Consider the following 21,605-nt stretch of genomic DNA (forward strand, 5'->3'; position numbering starts at 1 on the left):
AGCTTGAGTTTACTCAGGCTTTTTTATTATGCTTTAACTAACATTATTTTGAGGAAGTTGTTAGATGAAAAATTTTTTATTTCGCCTTTATTTAGCTTGGATGAAGTTTCGAGCACGTTTTACCACGATGGAGAACAACAACATTGTCATTTTGAATGGTTCAGGACGCTCGGGTTCAAATGGCTATGCATTTTATAAGTGGCTGTTGCTCAATCATCCAGAATATAATACGACCTTGGTTGAGCCTTGGCCTTCTTCACATTTGAAGTGGGAGGTTTGGCAAAAGATTGGTGCTGCTCGTTACGTGATCACAACGCATCAACCTTTCAAGGTACGCAAGCACCAGATTAACGTGCAGCTTTGGCATGGTGTACCGCTGAAGCGTATGGGCATTATGGCGAACAACACGCGTCACCGTGATAACAAGCGTAATGAAAAGTTGTGGCACAAAACGGCGGATGTCGTTGCTTCCAGTTCAGATTTATATGAAACGCTAATGAGTGCTTGTATGGCAATTGAAACTAAGAAGTACCATAAGTTAGGCTTTCCTAGATTAGATCTGTTGCATTCACCGGTAATCAGCAAGGCACAACTGTTAAAGGACTTGTTTAATACTGAAGATGAAAAAGCACAAATTGGAATCTATATGCCGACTTTTAGATATGAGCTAGAAGATAAAACAATTATGGAGAAAATTAAAGAAGGCAACTTCTTTGCTTTTCAAGATTTCAATGGGAAAAAGCTTAACGAAGAATTGAAGAAGAGACATCAGTATCTCATCGTCAAACTGCATCCCTACGAAATGCGCTTATTTGCCAACTTCAAGAGTCAATATTCCAACATTGCCTTTTTGAATAATGATTATCTTTTTGATCATAACTACGACTTATACGAATTATTGGGCGACACTGACTTCTTGATGACGGACTTTTCATCGATTTACTTTGACTATTTGCATTTGAACAAACCAATCGTTTTTGTCACCAACTTTTTGCAACAGTATGAAAGAACGCGTGGTCTGCTCATGGGACCATACAGTGAAATTACGCCAGGCATTAGCGTTAATTCCGAGCAAGAGTTAATTGCTAATTTGGATCATTTAGACAATCAGCAACTGGCAAATCGGCGGCTATATTGGCTGCATTTAACCAGTCAGGTTAAGGGCGATTCATACTGTGAAAACGTCTTTAAGTTCATGACGCAAGAATATAGAGGGTAGGATATTGCGAAAAACATTTTTAAATATTCTGTATAATGCGGTCTATCAGATTTTTATTGTCTTAGTACCTCTGATCACCGTTCCCTATCTTTCAAGAGTTTTAGGGCCAAAAACATATGGTATTTACAGTAGTGTTAACAATACTGTGCAATTCTTGATGATCTTTTGTATTTTATCCGTGTCTTATGTGGGGATGCGGACGATTTCGCGTACTCGCACTTATGGTACGCCAGAAGAATTGACGCAAGCTTTTTGGGGATTGTGGTATTTTCAAGGAATTGCCGGGATTATTACCATTGCCTTTACGGTCTTCATTACGACAGTCTTTCATATCCAGTACTGGTTTTATCTTTTATTGATGGTGCCATATTTGATTTCAGCTCAAGTTGATATCTCCTGGTTCTTTCAAGGATTAGCCGACTTCGGTCGCGTTGTTTTGAAGAATACTGCCGTTAAACTAGTCAGTGTGGTTTTGATCTTATTATGGGTAAAATCGCCTAGTGATTTATGGAAATACCTGCTAATCATGTCGGTTTCTACTATGCTGGGTTCCTTTGTATTTTGGTTTGACATTCACCGTTACGTAGGTAAACCAGTTGCCCATTTTTATAAATTCAAGAAAACGGCAATTGCGATCGGTACCTTGATGATTCCTCAAATTGCGACGCAGATTTATACTTCACTAGATAAGCCGATCTTAGGGTTGTTCTCAAGTTCAACTCAGGTATCCTTTTATGACAATTCTCAGCGAATTTCCAATATGATTCTAGGCGTGATCACTAGTATTTCCCTGGTAATCATGCCCAAGATGGCTAGTGAAGGAAAAAATGCGCAAAAGGTAGTCATGAAGAAATCACTGGAAGCAACAGTGATGCTGGGAACTTTATTCGCGGTAATCATCATGGCGAATACCAAGCAATTTGTTCCATTTTTCTTTGGCAATAAGTATATTCCAATGACGCCACTCATGTTCTGGTTTACTTTAACCATTATTATGATTCCAACCGGTGGGGTATTTGCCAATCAATTTGCCTTAGCTAATCAGCGAGATAAGGACTATGCTGTACCTGTAGTCATTGGGGCTATTTTAGAAATTGTATTGAGCTATGTTTTAGACAGACCGTATGGTGCTATGGGAGCCATGATTGCGATTCTGATTACCGAAGCAGTCGTATTAGTATTACGGCTATGGGTCGTTCGTGATGGGTATCAATTTACCTATGTTTTTCACGATGTGCCCAAATACATTTTGATCGCGCTGATTACATTGGCGGCAGGGATGTTAATGCCTAACTTAATCCCATCTGCCTTCTTCAACATGGCAGTTAAGTCAATTCTGATGCTCGTTATTTACATGGCCCTAATGTTCTTATTAAAACTTGATTTCAACGAAGATATCGTCAAATTAGTCAAGAATTTTCTTAAACGAGGCTAAAAATGATTCCAAAAATAATTCATTATGTTTGGGTAGGTCATAATCCTAAAAGCAAAATAATTAAAGAGTGTATTGCTACCTGGAAGAAAAATTTGCCAGACTACCAATTCATTGAATGGAACGAAGACAATTTTGACATGCACGAAAATAAATATATTGAACAAGCCTATCAAGCAAAAAAATGGGCTTTTGTTTCAGATTATATTCGGGCGCGCGCTATTTATGAACAAGGCGGTATCTATTTAGATACTGATGTCCGTGTGATTAGCGATTTAACACCGCTACTTAATGATCGTGCTTTTATTGGCTTTGAAAATAACGATTACTTGTCGGCTGCAATTTTTGGCGCAGAAAAGGGACATCCCTTTATGCAGGATATTTTAGATTATTACAAAGATCGCAGCTTTGAATATGATGTTCATAATCAAATGGCGGGCGTAAATAGTGTTTCGGTAACTGATATGCTGATTGATAAATATGGTTTAAAAATTGGCAATCATGAGCAAATGCTTAAACAAGGCATTCATGTTTATCCTGATGGTGTGTTGTGCAATCCTTCGGCTAAATCTAAATCGATTCACTTATTTACAGGAACCTGGATGGATGGCAAGCATTCGTTCAAGCATAAGATTGTGACGACTTTAAAGCGACACATTAATACGCCTCGTGGAGCAGGAATCTATGCGAAGTGGATTCGATGAATCAACAAGAATTACAAAAATTAGTTGAAGAAATTTCACTCAAGTATTTTCGGCGACCATTTATCTATCAGGTAAAAATTAATCGCAGAATGACGACTACCGGTGGGCGTTATCATCTAGATGATCATCATTTAGAGATCAATGCTCACTTTTTAGCACCTCAATATCATGCTTATCTAGTTGGTATTATTAAACACGAGTTGTGCCACTATCATTTGCATCTTTTAGGCATGGGTTATCAACATAAAGATCATGATTTTAAGACTTTGCTTAAGCAAGTAAGTGGCAGTCGTTATGCTCCTGATATTGGGTTAAGACGTAAGAAAAAATATAATTACATTTATGTTTGCGAAAATTGTGGTCTGTATTATCCGCGCATGCGCCGGCTTAATACGCGCAGATATAGGTGTGGCAAATGCAGAGGGCACCTACGCTTAGAGCAAAATTTAAAATAAATTTGAATTATTTTGGATTTTCCCTTGCACATCTGCTAGATTTACGCTATTATAGTACATGTTCCGCGGGCGTGGCGGAATGGCAGACGCGCAAGACTAAGGATCTTGTGATCGCTTTAGATCGTGGAAGTTCGAGTCTTCTCGCCCGCACCAATAAGAAGTCGCAGTGAGCGACTTCTTTTTTTTACTCTAAAATCGGGTATACTTTAATTATTGGAATTAAAGGAACTGAGACTATGGCAAAAAAGCGTAAATTAAAAGTACCAAAAAGCATAAAAATTGTTGTTCGGGCATTTATCATTCTGTTTATTTTATTAGTTGCCTTCATTGGCTTTCGTTACTACCGCAGATATGCGATTCAATCTGAGCAGATCAGACAAGCGCAACTGCAGCGTGAACAAGAAGCAGCCAAGCTGTTGCGACAAAAGAAAGCATTTATTAAAAAGATTGGCCCAATTGCTCGCGAGGTGGATAAGTCATATGATTTATTGCCAAGTATTACAATTGCGCAAGCATGTCTAGAAAGCAATTATGGTCAAAGCGATTTGTCGCAAAAGTATAATAATTTGTTTGGCGTAAAGGGCAGCAATCCTAATACTTCTGCTGTGATGACAACTAAAGAGTTTGTTAAAAACAAGTGGATCACTGTGAAGGCGCGTTTCCAAATATATGACTCATATGAAGCTTCTATCAGAGCCCATGCTAGATTATTCCAGAATGGGACAACATGGAACCACAAGCAATATAAGCACGTCCTAGCGGCTAAAGATTACAAGACTCAAGCTAAGGCATTGGTTACAGACGGTTATGCAACTGACCCAGATTACGCTGATAAACTGATAAGTTTGATTGAACAATTTAATCTAGAAAAATATGATAAGTAATTTTTAAAGCAACGAATGTTCGTTGCTTTTTTGGTATAATAATTGAGTTGCATTAATCAATTTATTTTTTGTGAAGGGGACAATAATGAGCGAAAATTCTATCTTAGCTAGCTTAAATCCGCAGCAGAAAAAGGCGGTCGAAACTACTGAAGGACCACTTTTGGTTGTTGCTGGTGCGGGTTCAGGTAAAACTTCTGTTTTAACAAGACGTATTGCTTACTTAGTTGAAGAAAATCATGTGGCACCTTGGAATATTTTAGCCATTACCTTCACTAATAAGGCGGCTACTGAAATGCGTGATCGTGAACAAGGCTTGCTTGGTCCAGCTGCTGAGAACATTTGGATGTCGACTTTCCACGCTTTATGTGTCAGGATTTTGCGTCGGGATGCGGATAAGATTGGTTACAGTCATAATTTTTCAATTGCGGATTCAGCTGAACAATTAACTTTAGTTAAGCATATTGAAAAGGACTTGAATATCAATCCTAAGATGTATGATCCGCGAGGCGTATTAGCTGCCATTTCTAACGGCAAGAACGACTTGCTTGATCCAGAAGCCTATACGGCCAGTGCATCTTCGCCTTTTGAAAAGATGACGGCTAAGATCTATCAAGAATATCAAAGAAGATTGCGTCGCGACCAAATCATGGACTTTGATGATTTGATCATGCAAGCTTTAGTTTTATTCAAAAAAGATCCAGAAACTTTGCATTACTATCAAAACAAGTTTCGTTATATTTTGGTAGATGAGTATCAGGATACTAATGAAGCCCAATACCAGTTATGTCATGCGTTAGCTGCGCAATATAAGAATATTTGCGTAGTTGGGGATGCCGATCAGTCTATCTATGGCTGGCGTGGTGCTAATATGGAAAACATCATGAACTTCGAGCATGACTACAAGAAGGATGGTGTTAAGACTGTAAAGCTGGAACAAAATTATCGTTCAACCGGTCACATTTTGTCAGCTGCGAACTCTGTTATTAAGAACAACCAGAATCGTAAGTCTAAGAACTTGTGGACTGACTGCGGCGAAGGACAAAAAGTAACTTATTATCAAGCCCAAAGCGGTGACAATGAAGCCCATTACATCATTTCTAAGATCCAAGAGGAAGTTAAAGATAAGAAACGTTCATACAAAGACTTTGCCATTCTTTATCGAACTAACGCACAATCACGTACAGTCGAAGAAGCTTTTGTAAAATCGAATATTCCTTATCAAATCGTAGGTGGACACAAGTTCTACGACCGTAAGGAAATTAAGGATATTATGGCTTACTTGAAGTTGGTAGCTAACCCAGCTGATACGATGAGCATGAACCGAATCATCAACACGCCTAAACGTGGTATTGGAGCCGCAACTGTGGACAAGTTGATGACCTTTGCGGATGAAAATCACTATAATACGTTAGATGCGATGGAACATGTAGCTGAGAGCCCAATTAATACTCGAGCTGCTAAAAAGTTAAGCGATTTTGGCGCTAAGTTGCGAGATGCTATTGTTTTTGCACAAAATCATGGTGTAACTGGTTTAACTGAAAAAATCTTGGAAGATTTTGATTACACTGATGCTTTAAAAGCAGAGAATACGATCGAATCTGAGACTCGTTTGGAAAACTTGGACGAATTCTTGTCTGTTACTAAACGGTTCGATGATCACTACGAGCCAGAAGAAGATGATTCTAATCCATTAAGCGATTTTTTGGCTGAAGTTTCATTATTGAGTGACCAAGATGATTTGGATGAAGATGATAATCAAGTTGCTTTGATGACTCTGCATGCTGCTAAGGGGCTTGAATTCCCTGTAGTTTTCTTAATTGGCATGGAAGACGGCTTGTTCCCTCTGCAGCGTTCAATGATGGACGATAATGAGTTGGAAGAAGAGCGTCGTTTAGCATATGTAGGGATTACGCGTGCTAAGCAAGAACTATTCTTGACCAATGCATATTCACGCATGATGTATGGTAGAACTCAAAGTAATCCACCTTCTAGATTTTTGGATGAAATCGATCCCAAAGATTTGCATAAGGAAGAAAATGAAAAATTGCAAAGCAGCTTTATCAAGTCTAGCTTTGAATCTCGTCCTGCTCCTTTTGCCAGAAAAGAAGAACGTGCTCGTGCTACGGTTTATACTGCTAAGAAGGCCAGTGGTGCTGTTGGTGCTGAAAAGAAGGGCTGGCATGTTGGCGACCAAGTAGAACACAAAGCTTGGGGCCGCGGTGTCGTTACAAAGGTTAATGGCACTGGTGAGGATATGGAATTGGATATTGCTTTCCCAGATAAGGGCATCAAGAGGCTTCTAGCTGCGTTTGCCCCAATTAAAAAGGTATAATTAATACAAATAAAAAGATTTTAATCAGGAGGGAAATATGACAGAAATTACTCTTGATGAAGCTAAAAAGGAAGCAGCTTCACTTAGAACCCAATTGAATGAATGGGCTGATGCGTACTATTCAAAAGATGCACCTGAAGTTGAAGATAATGTCTATGACCAAAGCTACAATCGCTTGCTGGAACTGGAAAGGCAATTTCCAGAAATTGTAACGCCAGACTCAATCACCCAACGAGTTGGTGGGCAGATTGATAGCGATTTTACTAAGGTTGAGCACCCCATTCCCATGCTTTCAATGGGAGATGTCTTTTCTAAGGATGAATTAAAAGAATTTGATCAACGGATGCAAAAACTAGTTGGTCATCCCGTTGAATACAATGTTGAGCTGAAAATCGATGGTTTGTCATTGTCACTAGAATATGAAAATGGCAAGTTAGTGCGCGCTTCAACACGAGGCAATGGTTATGTGGGTGAAGATGTTACAGCCAATGCACGCTACATTGCTGATATTCCGCAGACTTTGCCTGAGCCGTTAACCACTGAAGTTCGTGGCGAATGCTACATGGGCAAAAAAGCATTTGCCAAATTGAATGAAGAGCGTGAAGAACAGGGGTTAACCGTTTTTGTCAATCCTCGTAACGCCGCTGCAGGTTCTTTGCGTCAGCTTGATCCTAAGGTAACCAAGAGAAGACAACTTAGTACCTTCATCTATACCTGGGTCAACCCACCTGAGGGCATTATAAGTCAGCATCAAGCAATTGATCGAATGCATGAATTAGGTTTTCATACTAATGAAACTGGTCGAAAGCTGGCAACATTAGATGAAATTTTTGCCTTTATCGATGAATATACGGCTAAGCGTAATAGTTTGACTTACGGCATTGATGGTATCGTTTTAAAAATTGATGATCTGAATATTGAACAAGAATTAGGCAATACCGTCAAAGTGCCACGTTGGGAAATTGCCTATAAGTTTCCACCAGAAGAACAAGAAACCGTTGTCCGCGATATCGTCTGGACAGTAGGAAGAACCGGAGTTGTAACGCCGACTGCTGTCATGGATCCGGTTCAATTAGCTGGAACAACTGTTGCACGCGCTTCTCTACACAATCCAGATTATTTGAATGAAAAAGGCGTTCGAATCGGTGATACGGTTAAGTTGCATAAAGCTGGCGATATTATTCCAGAAATTTCTGAAGTAGTAATGGCTAAAAGACCAGCAGATTCAGAAGTTTACCATATCCCGGATACTTGTCCGTCTTGTGGGCAAAAATTAGTTCACTTAGAAGATGAAGTAGCATTGCGTTGTATTAATCCGTCTTGTCCTGCTCAGGTTGAAGAAGGAATTACTCACTTTGCTTCACGTCCAGCTATGAATATTGCAGGACTTGGTCCTAAGATCGTAAAGCAATTGATTGCTAAAGATTTAGTGCACAATGTGGCTGATCTTTATCATTTAAATGCTGATGACTTAGCTCAACTTGATCACTTTAAAGAAAAATCTATTAATAATTTGTTGACGGCAATTGATAATTCAAAGAAAAATTCTGTAGAATTATTGATTACTGGCTTAGGAATTGATCATGTTGGGGCAAAAGCAGCTCGTTTAATTGCACAAAAGTTTAAAAATCTGGAAAAGATTATGTCTCTAGGGGTGCAAGATATTGCTTCTATAGATACAATAGGCATGACGATTGCGGAATCGATGACGACTTACTTTGCTCAGCCAGAAGCCCAAAAACTGGTTGAAGAATTACGTGAAAGTGGTCTGAATATGGATTACCTTGGTGAAGATGAAGAAGTTGCACCTGACAATCCATTTAAGGATAAAACGGTTGTATTAACTGGTAAATTAGAGCATTATACAAGAAGCGAATTTACTAAGAAATTACAGGCTTTGGGTGCTAAAGTTACCGGATCAGTTTCACACAGGACTGATTATGTGATTTATGGCAAAGATGCAGGTTCTAAATACAACAAGGCTCAGCAATTAGGAGTTCCACTTTTAACAGAAGAAGACGCAATTGCACAAATTGAATAAAGGGACAATTATTGTGAGAAAATATTTGCAGATTATAGCTTTAGCTGGGGTAGCACTTACCCTAAGTAGTTGTGGCAAGTTGAAAGATTCAAGTTTGGCTAATAATGCGACGACTACTTCTACGACTAAGAAAAAGAATTATCAAACAACTAATACGGGGAATAGTGGTTACTCGGTTTTAATGAAGAATGGCCGCTATGTTACTAGTCCTATCGCGGGTTTGACAGCTACGGATAATGATAATTCGGTTGATACGCGTGAACTTGAGCGTGGTTTGATTCAAATTTCCAAGAATCAATTTTCAACCAATCAATATGTTTTCCAGGAAGGGCAGCAGTTGGATACTTCAACTGTAACGGATTGGTTAACAAGAAAATCTAAATCTAATCCGACTGGTTTGAATCCAGCAAGTAATGGCAAGTCTGGTTCAGACAATAGAACTCCAATTTATTTGGAAGAAATTGTTGAACAAGACTATTTAACCGGTTCTGGATCTAAGTATTCACTAGGCGGTATGAGCTTAGGCTTAGCCATGAACTCTGTTGACTATTATCAAAAGAAGCGTGATGGTGCGCAATTCCAAACTGATATTTCAAGAGCTGAACAACGTGCGCAAGGTGAAAAGATAGCTAACGAAATTATCGGCCGTTTGCGTAAAAAGAAAGCTTTGAAAAAGATTCCAATTACTGTTGGTTTGTTCTCAAAGACAGGAAAAGACTCATTAGTTGGCGGAACTTACTTCGCTTATGGGACAGCGGCCGCTAATAGTAGTAAAATAGTTAAATGGAAATCCGTGTCGGAAAAAATGCAAGTTTTGCCGACAACTGGTAATGAGAAAGCAATTAATAGCGACGATGCATCGCACTTCAATGATTTCAAGACGGCTATTCAAAATTACTTCCCTAATATTAGTGGGGTAACGGCAACTTTGCGTTATGATAATGGCAAGCTGGCTCAAGAAAATATTTCAATTACGACCCAGTTTTATGGCTACGAGCAGATTCAGAGTTTCACTCGTTTAGTTTTGTCAACGGCAAAGAAATACTTGGCTAACAATATTCCAATTGAAATCAAGATTGGATCAGTTGACGATGTACAAGCATTAATTGCCAAAGAAACCGGCGATAGTGATTATCTAGTCCATGTTTATGGCGGCGAATAGGAGGTATTTCTTAGTGGAAATCACAAAAGATACCATTAAACACGTTGCGACTCTTTCGCGACTTGCGTTTAATGAAGAAGAATTAGATAAATTTACAGATCAAATGGGATCAATCATCAATATGGCCGACCAACTCAGTGAAGTTGATACTAAGGGCGTTGATGAAACAGTTCAAGTTGTTGATCGTGATACTGTCTTAAGAGAAGACAAACCTGAACACTGGCAAGGACAAAACAGAGATACATTGATGGCTAACGTTCCTGAAAAGGCTAACGGCTACATTAAGGTTCCTGTAATTATTAATAAGGATGAGGACGAGTAATGAATTACTTAAACGAAAATATTGATTCATTAAACAAAAAGCTTGCCAGCGGTGAATTATCAGCAGATAAATTAGCTAAAGACACTGTGGCAAACATTAAAGATACAGACAAGAAATTAAATGCTTGGATCACTGTTTTAGATGATGCTAAGCCTGCAGAAAACCTTGACTACTCAAAGAGCAAGCTTGCAGGTATTCCAATTGCTATTAAGGACAACATCATCACTAACGGTATCAAGACTACTGCTGCTAGTCACATTTTGTACAACTACATGCCAATGTATGACGCAACAGTTACTTCTAAGCTTAAAAATGCAGGTGCAACTTTCGTAGGTAAGACCAATATGGATGAATTCGCTATGGGTTCATCAACTGAACACTCATACTACGGTGCAACCCACAATCCATGGAACTTGGACAAGGTTCCTGGCGGTTCATCTGGTGGTTCTGCAGCTGCTGTTGCTAGTGGTCAAGTTGTTGCTGCTTTAGGTTCAGATACTGGTGGTTCAATTCGTCAACCAGCTGCATTCAATGGTATTTTTGGTATTAAGCCAACTTACGGTCGTGTATCTCGTTGGGGTCTGATCGCATTTGGTTCTTCACTTGATCAAATCGGTGTAATGACTAAGCGCGTTAAGGATTCAGCAGAAGTACTTAATGTAATTGCTGGTGCTGATGAACATGATTCAACTGTTTCAACTCGTGAAGTTCCTGACTTTACTAAGTTTATTGGTCAAGACGTTAAGGGCTTGCGTGTAGCTATTCCTAAGGAATACATGGAAGCAGTTAGTGGTGAAATGCGTGAAGTTATTCAAAAGCAAATTGATGCTTTAAAGGATGCTGGCGCAGTTATCAATGAAGTATCATTGCCACACACTAAATACGTTGTTCCTGACTACTACATCATCGCTTCAAGTGAAGCTTCCTCAAACTTGCAAAGATACGATGGTATTCGTTACGGCTACCGTGCTAAGGATACTAAGAACTTGCTTGATGTTTACGTTAAGTCACGTTCTGAAGGATTTGGTACAGAAGTTAAGCGTCGTATCATGCTTGGTTCATTTGCACTTTCTGCTGGTTCATACGACAGATTCTTCAGACAAGCTGCTAAGGTTAGAACCTTAATTTGCGACGACTTTGATAAGATCTTTGCTGAAAATGATGTAATTGTTGGACCAACTACTACTGAACCTGCATTTGATATTGGCAGTGAAATTTCTGATCCAATTAAGATGTACAACAACGATATTTTGACTATTTCTGCCAACTTAGCAGGTATTCCTGCAGCTAGTGTTCCAGCTGGTTTAGTTGATGGGATGCCTGTCGGCTTACAAGTTATGGCTAAGCGTTTTGACGAAGGCAATGTCTTCAAGACTGCTGACTTTATTGAACGTACTAACAAGTTTTATGAAAAAACACCAACTGGAATGGAGGATTAATTGAATGAATTTTAAATCGACTATCGGACTTGAAGTCCACTTCGAATTAAAGACAAAGAGCAAGATTTTCTCTCCTTCACCAGTAACCTATGGTGCTGAACAAAACACGGAGACTAATGTTATTGACTGGGCTATGCCTGGTACCTTGCCAATGGTTAACAAGAACGTTTACCGTTTAGGTATTATGGTTGCCATTGCAACTCACGCTCACATTTTGCCAACTACTCACTTTGACCGTAAGAACTACTTCTATCCTGATAACCCAAAGGCTTACCAGATTACTCAGTTCTTCCAACCACTTGCTCGTGATGGTTACATCGAAGTTGAAGTTCGTGGCAAGAAGAAGAGAATCGGTATTCACGAAATGCACATTGAAGAGGATGCCGGTAAGAATACTCACGGAACCAACGGTTTCTCATATGTTGACTTAAACCGTCAAGGTGTTCCACTTCTTGAAGTTGTTTCAGAACCAGATATGGAAGATCCAGAAGAAGCTTATGCTTACCTTGAAAAGCTTCGTAAGATTGTTCAGTTTACTGGTGCTTCTGACGTTAAGATGGAAGAAGGTTCAATGCGTGTTGATACCAACATTTCCATCCGTCCTGCAGGTCAAAAGGAACTTGGTACTAAGGTTGAAATGAAGAACTTGAACTCATTCGACCACGTACGTCGTTCACTTGCCTACGAAGAAAAGCGTCAAGAGCAAGTTCTTTTGTCAGGTGGTCACGTTCAACTTTCAACTCGTCGTTTCGATGAAGCTACTGGCAAGACTGTTTTGGAACGTGTTAAGGAAGGCGCTTCTGATTACCGTTACTTCCCAGAACCAGATATTGCTCCTGACCACATTAGTCAAGAATGGATTGACGAAATCGCTAAGGAACTTCCAAAGGGGCCATTTGCTCGTTACGATGATTATGTCAACAAGTATGGTTTAAAGCCATATGATGCAAATGTTTTGCTTCAAACTAAGGAAAGTTCAGACTTCTTCGACAGTGCTGTTGCTGCAGGTGCTGACCCAACTCTTGCTGCTAACTGGATGAACACTCAAGTTAATGGTTACTTGAACGATCACCGTGTAAGTTTGAATGATATTAAGCTTACCCCAGAACACTTGGCAGAAATGATTAAGTTGATCAAGGATGGTACTATTTCATCTAAGATCGCTAAGAAGGTCTTTGCGGAAACCATCAAGAACGGTACTGATCCTAAGAAGTACGTTGAAGATAAGGGTATGGTTCAATTATCTGATACCAGTGTCCTTGCTCCAATGGTTAAGAAGGTTGTTGACGATAACCCTCAATCAGTTGAAGACTTCAAGAATGGTAAGGATCGTGCAATTGGTTACTTAGTTGGTCAAATCATGAAGCAAACTCGTGGTAAGGCTAACCCTAAGATTGTTAACAAGTTGCTAAACCAAGAATTGCAAAGTCGTTAGTTTTTAAGACGTTAAGGTAGTAATTATGACTAGTAAAGCAAGATTAATTTATAATCCTGTATCCGGTCACGAGCAAATGCCTAAAAATGTGGCCGATATTTTAGATGTATTAGAGCATGCTGGTTATGAAGCCAGTGCTTTTAGAACTACACCTGAAGAAAATAGTGCTCGCAATGAAGCTACACGTGCCGCGAAAGAAGGCTTTGATCTGATCGTTGCGGCAGGTGGAGATGGTACGATCAATGAAGTAGTTAATGGAGTAGCTTTCTTAGAAAAAAGACCTAAGATGGCTATCATCCCTGCTGGTACTACTAATGATTATGCCCGTGCATTGGCTATTCCGCGTGATAATATTCCAGATGCAGCCAAAGTCATTTTGAAGAATAAAACACGCAAAATGGATATCGGTAAAGCAGTCTTTGGCGATCAAACTCAATATTTTGTAAATATTGCTGCCAGCGGTTCTTTAACAGAATTAACGTATGGTGTTCCATCCGAAGTCAAGTCAGCTTTAGGCTATGCTGCATATCTTATTAAAGGCGCGGAAATGTTGCCTCACTTGAGTGAGAATGAGATGCGGTTGACTTATGATGATGGTGTTTATGAAGGCAAGCTCTCAATGTTCTTGTTGGGAATGACCAATTCAATTGGTGGGTTTGAACAAGTTATGCCTGATGCACAACTTAGCGATGGCTTGTTCCAATTGATCGTGGTTAAACCTTCTGATCCTGTCAGCATGATGAAGTTGATGGCTTTGGCTTTAAATGGTAAGCACGTTGATGATCCAAATATTATTTATACCAAGACAACCAGTTTAAAGGCTGAGTTAATTGGTAAAAGTGAAGGACAAGATTTACCAGTTAACCTTGATGGTGAAATTGGTGGCTATTGTCCAGTTGAATTTAAGAATTTGAAGCAACATATTGAATTTTATGTTGGTGGATAAAATTCAAATATAAAAATAAGAAGGCAACAATGATTTTGATGATCATTGTTGCCTTCTTTGTTTTTGCTTAATTAATTAGTTACGGTCGTTACCCATACCAAAGATTTGAAGCAAGAAGAGGAAGATGTTTACAAAGTCTAAGTAGAGTTGCAAAGCTCCTAAAATAGCAAGACCATTAGTAGGGACTTGACTACCATAACTGTTGTAAATGTTCTTCATCTTTTGAGCATCATAAGCTGTTAAACCGGTGAAGATTACGACGCCGATGATTGAAAATACGAAAGTTGCAACTGAGTTGCGTAAGAACATATTCACAATCATAGCAACTATTAAACCAATTAAAGCAGCTCCCATGTAAGAACCTAAATTGTTAAGATTCTTTTTGGTAAAGGTACCAAACAAGGCCATTGAGCCAAATACTGCAGCTGATGATAAGAATGCCGTACCAATTTGAGCTTGAGTATAATAGCCTGCCAATAAGGCAAATTCAAAGCCATAGATTACTGCTAAGATCATTAACATAATAAAACCAGCAACAGGATTTCTAGTAGCCTTGAAACTAATTCCCATTGATAAAGCAATTGGAACGAACAAGATTACCCACATAAATGCAGGTGGCATATTCATCACTGCAGATCTGAAAACGGTCATTGTCAAAAATGCAGCTATAGCTGAAACAAGGACGGCTAAGCCCATGTAGCCATACATTTTTGAGAGAAAACCATTAACTTCTGCCACATCGTGAACTTCACGACGTTCTGGACTTGAAAAGTTATCCATATATGTGTCACTCTTTCTATTTAATTGTCCTATCTATTTTAACCTATTTAAATAAAAAGTATAAATTTTAGAATTTGAAATATTAAAACTTAATTTTTAGTTATGAAATTTCAAAATTGGGCAGATAAGTATCTAATTAATAAACTATTCAGTATAGTTAGGGAAAGGAGTGATTTAGATGGATAAAAAATATTCAGATAGTGAAGTACGTGGTGAGCGCAGTAATCATCCAGAAAATTTAGATATTAAAGTTAAAGATAGTGAATTGTATTTTACACAGCAGGCTAAAGAAAAATATCGTGAATTAACTGGCTCGCAACGAACTTTTATTGATCGAGAATTAGATGATTTAAAATTCGGTCATGATAATGATAAAGATAAAATGGTTAATTATGAATTAGATCAAGCTCTAGTTTGGGAGAAAGATGATCAAGCAATAATCATTACGGATATTGTTTATCAACCGTATCGTGATAGTAAAAAGTATCAAAAAGCTCAAATTAGGATGAAGAAAATGAATAACTAGGGCAAAAGAAAAACGCGCTTAGCGCGTTTTTAAATTGAATAATGTTTATTTCTTATTCTTAGCCCACTTTAAGCCAATGCCAGTTACACCGCTTAAGATTGAGAAGACTGGTGAAAGCAAACTGAAGAAAACAAATGGTAGGAAATGAAGTACAGGTACACCTAAAGCAGATGCCGCAAATGAACCAGCAACACCCCATGGGATCAAGTAGTTGATAACACTACCACCATCTTCAAGTACACGGCTAAGAGCTAATGGTGATAAATGAATTTTATCAAAGGCGGATTTAAATGCACGACCTGGCAAAATTACTGATAAGTATTGTTCGCCCACGAATAAGTTAATGCAGATACCTGAAAGAATAGTGACAGTGATTAAACGACCAGGCTTGGTTAAGTGCTTAACAAGTGGTTCCATAGCGCTTTGAACTACGTTGAATTTCATTAACATCCCACCTAAAGAAAGAGTGGAAATGATCAACGCAACGGTGGCCATCATGCTAGAAATACCACCACGGGTAAGCAATGCATTAACGGATTGATCGCTCGTTTTAGCAACGAAACCATTCATGATTAAATTGTTCAATGATTGTACAGTTTCATGTGGGCTTTCCACAAAAATCATGATGACAGTGACTGCAATATTAATAAATAAAGTAGGAATTGCAGGGATCTTACGCCATGCGCAGATAAACATCAAAATGATTGGAATAACTGCCCACCAAGAAATGACGAAGTTGGATTGTAAAATTGCTGAAGTATGTTCGATCTTAGTTGGATCCATATGACCGCTGTTGCCGAGAATCCAGAATAAGATAAGAGAAACTACAAATGATGGAATAGTTGACCACATCATGTTCTTGATATGAGCAAATAATTCACTTTCTGCGACGGCAGAGGAGAGGTTAGTAGAATCTGACAAAGGGGACATCTTATCGCCGAAAACAGCTCCAGAAATGATAGCTCCGGCTACTAAAGCAGGATTAGCATTCATGCTGGCCCCGATACCGAACAGAGCGATACCTACAGTGGAAATGGTAGTAAAACCACTACCGATTGCAATTCCGACAATCGAACAAACAATGAATACTGATGGTACAAAGAAACTACCACTGATTAAGTGGAAACCCAGGACCATGATAGATGGAATGATTCCAGCTTTAATCCAAAGCCCAATTAAGGCACCAATTAAAATGAAAATAAAGATTGGAATAATTGCGACTCCGATACCTTCTTTAATACCATCTTGGACATCTTTCCAAGTAAAGCCCCGAAATCTTGCCCAAAAAGTTAACAACAATACTGTGAATAAAACAGGTACTTCTGGTGATAAACCAAATTTAATAACTGAGATTCCTAGCACTGCTAGGAGAATAATTAGAATTATGATTGATTCAGCGAAAGATACTTTCTTTTTCTCCATTTTTGCTTCCTCCAAATAAAAAAAGCCCCGCTGACCTAAGTCAACGGGACGACGATAGCCGTGGTACCACCCACTCTTTCAAGTATAAGAACTTGAATCTCTATCAGATGGTAACGGTTCTGAAAATTATCCGAACAATGATTAATCACGATGTAATTCACTTAACTTCGCCTGCCTGGTTTGCAGCTACCACCAGTTCTCTAAACTCCGAACGAAGTTGCTACTGTTTCGTTGATTGTTGAAATTATGATAGCAACATTAAAATTAACTGTCAATACTTTTAACAAAATAAATTTTTAAAACATAGTTTTTATCTGAGTATTATAATATAAAAAGACGTTTATTGAAAAGGCAGAATGAATATGCAGAAAAATCAAATTATCGATTTAGAGATAACTGATCTTTCATATGAAGCAATGGGTGTAGCCCATTACAATGGAATGACGGTTTTCGTCACTAATGCACTTCCTGGTGAAGTAGTTAGTGCAAAAATATTAAAAGTGAAGAAAAACTTTGCTTTTGCCAAAATTGAAAAAATTAAAAAAGAGAGTCCTGATCGAGTTAAAATCAAACTTAACCAGTGGGTTCAAACTGGTTTGGCTTCTTTAGCTCATATTAAGTATGAAAAGCAACTTGTTTTTAAACGTAATCAAGTGGTTAACTTACTTAAGAAAGCACACTTAGATGATATTGAAGTTGGGCAAACTTTGGCTAGCCCAGAGCAGAAGGGCTATCGTAATAAAGCCCAGGTGCCAGTTCGTGAAGTAAAAGGGAAACTAGAGATTGGTTTCTTTAGAAGACATTCTCATGATTTAGTGCCACTGACTAATTTCTTCACCACTGATCCTGAGATTGATCGTGTCTTAGTAGCTGTACGTGACGTTTTACGAAGAAATCAAGTTCCTGCTTATGATGAGATTCATAACAAGGGTGAAGTTCGCTATCTTGATGTGCGCCGTAGCAAGGCAACGGGCGAGATTATGGTAATTCTAGTTTGTTTGCACAATGATTTTGTTCAATTGCCTAGAGTTGCTGCTGAGATCAGTCAGATCCCAGGTGTGACTAGCATTATTTTGAATCATAATCCTAAGAAGACTAATGTGATTTTAGGTCAAAAAGATTACGTGGTTTATGGTGATGATCATATTACCGATCAGATTGGCAACTTGAAATTTCGAATTTCACCTAAGAGTTTCTTCCAAATCAATTCATTGCAGACACCACGGTTGTACAATCTAGCCATTGAAAAGGCTGATTTGAAACCAAGCGATGTGGTAGTTGATGCTTATTCTGGTATTGGAACTATTGGGTTGAGCGTAGCTAAACACGTTAAGGCTGTCCGTGGTATGGAAGTTATTGCTGATGCGGTTAGGGATGCTAATGCCAATGCTAAATTGAATAATATTAGCAACGCTAAGTATGTGACTGGCAAAGCAGAAGAAATCATGCCACACTGGGCTAAAGAAGGACTGAAGACTGATGTAGTCTTTGTTGATCCGCCTAGAAAAGGTTTGACGCCTGAATTTATCGATGCAACTGTGAAGACAGGGCCAAAAAAGGTAGTTTATATTTCTTGCAATCCAGCTACAATGATTCGTGATTTGCAACTCTTTAAAGAACAAGGCTATCAGTTTGATCGAATTGATCCTGTAGACATGTTCCCTCAAACTCCACATGTTGAAGCTGTGACGATACTTACTAAGAATTAAATGTGAAAAAAGCATACTAATTTTAGATATAAAAGCGTACTAATTCGTTTAATATTTCGAAATAGTACGCTTTTTTGTTTTGAAAAGAGATATCACATATTAGCTATATTATATTATAAAAATACAGTTAACCCGCCTAAAAGCGGTGAAAAATGTCCCTGTATGGTTGCTTTTTAAAAATTTTTTCAAATTTTTTTATTTTGTTTATTTCTATTCAAAAGTACAACTTGTATTGAAAATTTGCTAGCTCTTAAATGAAAATAAAACTATATATAACGCATAAAGTATATTTAAATAAGCGGATAATAAGTGTGAAACACATGCGTATATATATGGCTGAAAACGGTAAAAAGACTGTTAAAATGGCATTTTGAGTTTGAAACAGAATCAAAATCTATTATCATATAGGTAAGCAATGGAGAGCGAATAGAGGTAGTGAAATAAATATGAAAGTGAATAATGTTGTTACTTTGGATATAAATAGTTTGTCATTCGATGCTATGGGAATTGGCAAACTAGATGGCAAAAAAATTTTTGTTACTAATGCCTTACCAGGTGAAAAAATAAAAGCAAAGATTGTGCAAGTTAAACATGATTACGCTGTAGGTCAAGTGGAAGAAATTATTAAAAGAAGTCCAGAACGAAATAATGGTGAAAATGATCAATGGGCTAAAGATGGTTTTGATAACTTGGCTAACTTAAAGTATGAATATCAATTAAAATTTAAACATGATCGGATTATGGAGTTGCTCAAGCAGGCAGGTTTAGCTGATATTAAAGTAAAAGATACAGTTCCTAGCCCTAAGCAGGTCGGTTATCGTAATCAAAGATTGGTTTATGTAAGAAATTATCATGGTCAACTTGAGTTTGGTTTCTTAAAACCATATACCCATGAGTTTGAACCAGTTGATAATTTCTTAACTACCGATAAACAATTAAGCAAAGTTTTGATGGGAATTCGAGACATTTTACGTGAAATGAAAATTCCTGCTTATGATCCTAAGACTAATACTGGTTTTATTCGTAACGTGGATGTTCGCCGTTCAAATAAGACGGGTGAGATTATGGTAATCTTGGTCACCCGACAAAAGGATAGACCTGACTTGCCTAGGTTGTATGCATTGCTGACCGAAAAGATGCATGACATTAATGGAATCTCTATGAATTATAATCCTCATCAAACTGAAAAAATTTGGGGAAGCAGCGACATACCTCTTTGGGGTGTAGATTATTTAACTGAAGAAATTAATGGATTGAAGTTTCAAATTTCGCCACAGAGCTATTTCCAATTTAATTCATTACAAGCACCAGTTGTGCGCGACATTGCTATTAAAGAAGCTGATATTCAACCCGATGATGTTGTAATAGACGCATATTCTGGTGTTGGCACTATCGGTTTGTTAGCCGCAAAAAAGGCCAAAGAAGTACGAGAAATTGAAACAGTTGTTGCATCGGTTAGGGATGCTCGTCGCAATGCTGAAAATAACCAAATTGACAATGCCAAATTCTTTAAGGGAAATGCTGATCAAGTATTGGCTCGTTGGAATAAGCAATGATTAAAGCCAGATATTGTTTTTGTCGATCCACCAAAAAAGGGATTAAGTAAAGGTTTCATTAATACGTTAGCTCAGATGGGAGTTAAAAAGGTGGTTTATGTTTCTGCAAGTCCAGCTACCTTGGTTCGCGATATTAAAGAAGCTTCGAAGTATGGCTATCATTGTGATCATATTACTCCAATTGATTTAGCACCGCAGAAATCTGAAATTAAGAGCGTTACCCTATTGCAGTTGAAATAGTTATTAAGTTTTACACATCTATTAATTAGGATTATAATTGCACTGCTACAGAAATTATTTAGATAAAATTTCTTTAATTGTGGGGTAAAGATGAGAATAAAACCTTTAATTACAGAGGAAGAAGCTAAAGAAACGAGCAGTCTTTTTCAAAAAACATGGCAAGATACTTATAAGGGTATATTGCCTGATGTTTTTTTGGATAATATTCCTAAAGAAGCTTGGGTAAAACGATTAAATGAAAGTGGTCGCCATAATCTAATTTTTTTTGATAACGATGGTAACGTAGAAGGTGCTGTTAGCTATGGCCGCCCTCGTGATACGAGAATGTTAGGTTGTGGTGAGTTAATGGCCTTATATGTTGCACATGATTTTCAAGGCTATAATGTTGGCAAAACATTGCTTAATGCAGCTGAAAATGAGCTGAAAAAGATGGGTTACGGCAAAATTTATTTGTGGTGCCTTGATGGTAATGAAGGTGCACAAAAGTTTTATGAACACTTTAACTGGCGCAATATTGCCACTGAAAAATTCGTAGAAATTGCAGGTAAAGAATATAAGTACTTGCTTTATCAAAAAAATTTGCATGATTAATGAGAAGAAAAGCGTAGGATGATAAAAATCCTATGCTTTTTCTGTAATCTCAATTTTTTGTACAAAAACACTTGCGCTTTTATCTCATTCTAGTATAATAGTATCTGTTCGGCTATGGAGGATTACCCAAGTGGCTTAAGGGGACGGTTTTGAAAACCGTTAGGCGGTTCTGCCGCGCGTGGGTTCAAATCCCACATCCTCCTTTGATGGTCCATTGGAGCAGTGGTTTATCTCGTCTCCCTGTCACGGAGAAGATCGTCAGTTCAAATCTGACATGGACCGTAATATGGCGGAATTGGTGAAGGGGTTAACACACCGGTTTGTGGATCCGGCATGCGTGGGTTCGAATCCCACATTCCGCCCCATAATGGAGGATTAGCTCAGCTGGGAGAGCATCTGCCTTACAAGCA

General features: G+C 38.2%; 19 protein-coding genes and 4 tRNA genes. 21 read left to right on the forward strand and 2 right to left on the reverse strand.

The genetic code is table 11. The annotated features are described in order from the left end of the window. Window positions 1–64: 64 nt before the first annotated feature. From FC57_RS06955 to FC57_RS07015, 13 genes are all read left to right on the forward strand, one after another. A complete protein-coding gene (locus FC57_RS06955; protein ID WP_007125090.1) occupies window positions 65–1,219 on the forward strand; it encodes a CDP-glycerol--glycerophosphate glycerophosphotransferase in 1,155 nt (384 codons plus the stop codon). A gap of 4 nt (window positions 1,220–1,223) precedes the next feature. After that, window positions 1,224–2,654 carry an oligosaccharide flippase family protein gene (locus FC57_RS06960; protein ID WP_040529302.1) on the forward strand — a complete coding sequence of 477 codons (1,431 nt, stop codon included), beginning with the start codon at window positions 1,224–1,226 and terminating at the stop codon, window positions 2,652–2,654. A gap of 2 nt (window positions 2,655–2,656) precedes the next feature. Beyond that, window positions 2,657–3,355, forward strand: a complete 699-nt coding sequence (locus FC57_RS06965; protein ID WP_007125092.1) for a glycosyltransferase family 32 protein — start codon at window positions 2,657–2,659, stop codon at window positions 3,353–3,355. Continuing rightward, a complete protein-coding gene (locus FC57_RS06970; protein ID WP_007125093.1) occupies window positions 3,352–3,810 on the forward strand; it encodes a SprT family protein in 459 nt (152 codons plus the stop codon). Before FC57_RS06965 ends, FC57_RS06970 begins: the two co-directional genes overlap by 4 nt. Window positions 3,811–3,875: 65 nt before the next feature. Next, window positions 3,876–3,963, forward strand: a tRNA-Leu gene (locus FC57_RS06975). A gap of 83 nt (window positions 3,964–4,046) precedes the next feature. Then, window positions 4,047–4,694, forward strand: coding sequence for a glycoside hydrolase family 73 protein (locus FC57_RS06980; protein WP_007125094.1), 648 nt, complete (start codon window positions 4,047–4,049; stop codon window positions 4,692–4,694). Between the two features lie 85 nt (window positions 4,695–4,779). Next, complete coding sequence (pcrA, locus tag FC57_RS06985) at window positions 4,780–7,026, forward strand: DNA helicase PcrA (RefSeq protein WP_007125095.1); 2,247 nt, start codon at window positions 4,780–4,782, stop codon at window positions 7,024–7,026. 37 nt (window positions 7,027–7,063) lie between these two features. Beyond that, window positions 7,064–9,067: an NAD-dependent DNA ligase LigA gene (gene ligA / locus FC57_RS06990; protein WP_007125096.1), complete on the forward strand. Its 2,004-nt coding sequence runs from the start codon at window positions 7,064–7,066 to the stop codon at window positions 9,065–9,067. Window positions 9,068–9,080: 13 nt separating this feature from the next. Beyond that, a complete protein-coding gene (locus FC57_RS06995) occupies window positions 9,081–10,229 on the forward strand; it encodes a CamS family sex pheromone protein (protein WP_040529415.1) in 1,149 nt (382 codons plus the stop codon). A gap of 13 nt (window positions 10,230–10,242) precedes the next feature. Then, window positions 10,243–10,551 carry an Asp-tRNA(Asn)/Glu-tRNA(Gln) amidotransferase subunit GatC gene (gatC, locus tag FC57_RS07000; RefSeq protein ID WP_040529305.1) on the forward strand — a complete coding sequence of 103 codons (309 nt, stop codon included), beginning with the start codon at window positions 10,243–10,245 and terminating at the stop codon, window positions 10,549–10,551. Continuing rightward, entirely contained in the window at window positions 10,551–11,990 is a 1,440-nt protein-coding gene (gene gatA / locus FC57_RS07005; protein ID WP_007125099.1) for an Asp-tRNA(Asn)/Glu-tRNA(Gln) amidotransferase subunit GatA, read from the forward strand. The genes gatC and gatA overlap by 1 nt, the downstream gene beginning before the upstream one ends. Before the next feature lie 4 nt (window positions 11,991–11,994). Further along, window positions 11,995–13,425 (forward strand): Asp-tRNA(Asn)/Glu-tRNA(Gln) amidotransferase subunit GatB, encoded by a 1,431-nt coding sequence (gatB, locus tag FC57_RS07010; protein ID WP_007125100.1) that lies wholly within the window; start codon window positions 11,995–11,997, stop codon window positions 13,423–13,425. A gap of 25 nt (window positions 13,426–13,450) precedes the next feature. Beyond that, entirely contained in the window at window positions 13,451–14,371 is a 921-nt protein-coding gene (locus FC57_RS07015; RefSeq protein WP_007125101.1) for a diacylglycerol kinase family lipid kinase, read from the forward strand. A 75-nt stretch (window positions 14,372–14,446) separates the two neighbouring features. Here FC57_RS07015 and FC57_RS07020 read toward each other — a convergent pair whose 3' ends face one another. Beyond that, window positions 14,447–15,151 (reverse strand): Bax inhibitor-1/YccA family protein, encoded by a 705-nt coding sequence (locus FC57_RS07020; protein ID WP_007125102.1) that lies wholly within the window; start codon window positions 15,149–15,151, stop codon window positions 14,447–14,449. Window positions 15,152–15,329: 178 nt separating this feature from the next. On the opposite strand from FC57_RS07020, the gene FC57_RS07025 reads away from it, so the two are divergent. After that, complete coding sequence (locus FC57_RS07025) at window positions 15,330–15,677, forward strand: hypothetical protein (RefSeq protein WP_007125103.1); 348 nt, start codon at window positions 15,330–15,332, stop codon at window positions 15,675–15,677. Window positions 15,678–15,722: 45 nt separating this feature from the next. Here FC57_RS07025 and nhaC read toward each other — a convergent pair whose 3' ends face one another. Continuing rightward, window positions 15,723–17,099: a Na+/H+ antiporter NhaC gene (nhaC, locus tag FC57_RS07030; protein ID WP_040529310.1), complete on the reverse strand. Its 1,377-nt coding sequence runs from the start codon at window positions 17,097–17,099 to the stop codon at window positions 15,723–15,725. A gap of 362 nt (window positions 17,100–17,461) precedes the next feature. Here nhaC and rlmD (FC57_RS07035) point away from each other — a divergent pair, with 362 nt between their 5' ends. The 7 genes from rlmD (FC57_RS07035) (at window position 17,462) to FC57_RS07060 (ending at window position 21,560) form a co-directional block, all read left to right on the forward strand. Further along, complete coding sequence (gene rlmD, locus FC57_RS07035) at window positions 17,462–18,808, forward strand: 23S rRNA (uracil(1939)-C(5))-methyltransferase RlmD (RefSeq protein WP_040529312.1); 1,347 nt, start codon at window positions 17,462–17,464, stop codon at window positions 18,806–18,808. A 446-nt stretch (window positions 18,809–19,254) separates the two neighbouring features. Beyond that, the gene (gene rlmD / locus FC57_RS07040) at window positions 19,255–20,364 is read left to right on the forward strand and encodes a 23S rRNA (uracil(1939)-C(5))-methyltransferase RlmD (RefSeq protein ID WP_007125107.1); all 1,110 of its coding nucleotides are present in this window, start codon (window positions 19,255–19,257) and stop codon (window positions 20,362–20,364) included. Between the two features lie 12 nt (window positions 20,365–20,376). Then, the gene (locus tag FC57_RS10890; protein ID WP_148449525.1) at window positions 20,377–20,604 is read left to right on the forward strand and encodes a hypothetical protein; all 228 of its coding nucleotides are present in this window, start codon (window positions 20,377–20,379) and stop codon (window positions 20,602–20,604) included. Window positions 20,605–20,694: 90 nt separating this feature from the next. Continuing rightward, entirely contained in the window at window positions 20,695–21,195 is a 501-nt protein-coding gene (locus FC57_RS07045) for a GNAT family N-acetyltransferase (protein WP_007125109.1), read from the forward strand. A 116-nt stretch (window positions 21,196–21,311) separates the two neighbouring features. Next, a tRNA-Ser gene (locus tag FC57_RS07050) sits at window positions 21,312–21,398 on the forward strand. A 5-nt stretch (window positions 21,399–21,403) separates the two neighbouring features. Continuing rightward, window positions 21,404–21,477: transfer RNA gene (locus FC57_RS07055), tRNA-Asp, on the forward strand. 7 nt (window positions 21,478–21,484) lie between these two features. Then, window positions 21,485–21,560, forward strand: a tRNA-His gene (locus tag FC57_RS07060). The last annotated feature ends 45 nt before the right edge of the window (window positions 21,561–21,605 follow it).

This window comes from Lactobacillus ultunensis DSM 16047 (genome assembly GCF_001436305.1).
In the GTDB taxonomy this organism is placed as follows: Bacteria; Bacillota; Bacilli; order Lactobacillales; family Lactobacillaceae; genus Lactobacillus; species Lactobacillus ultunensis.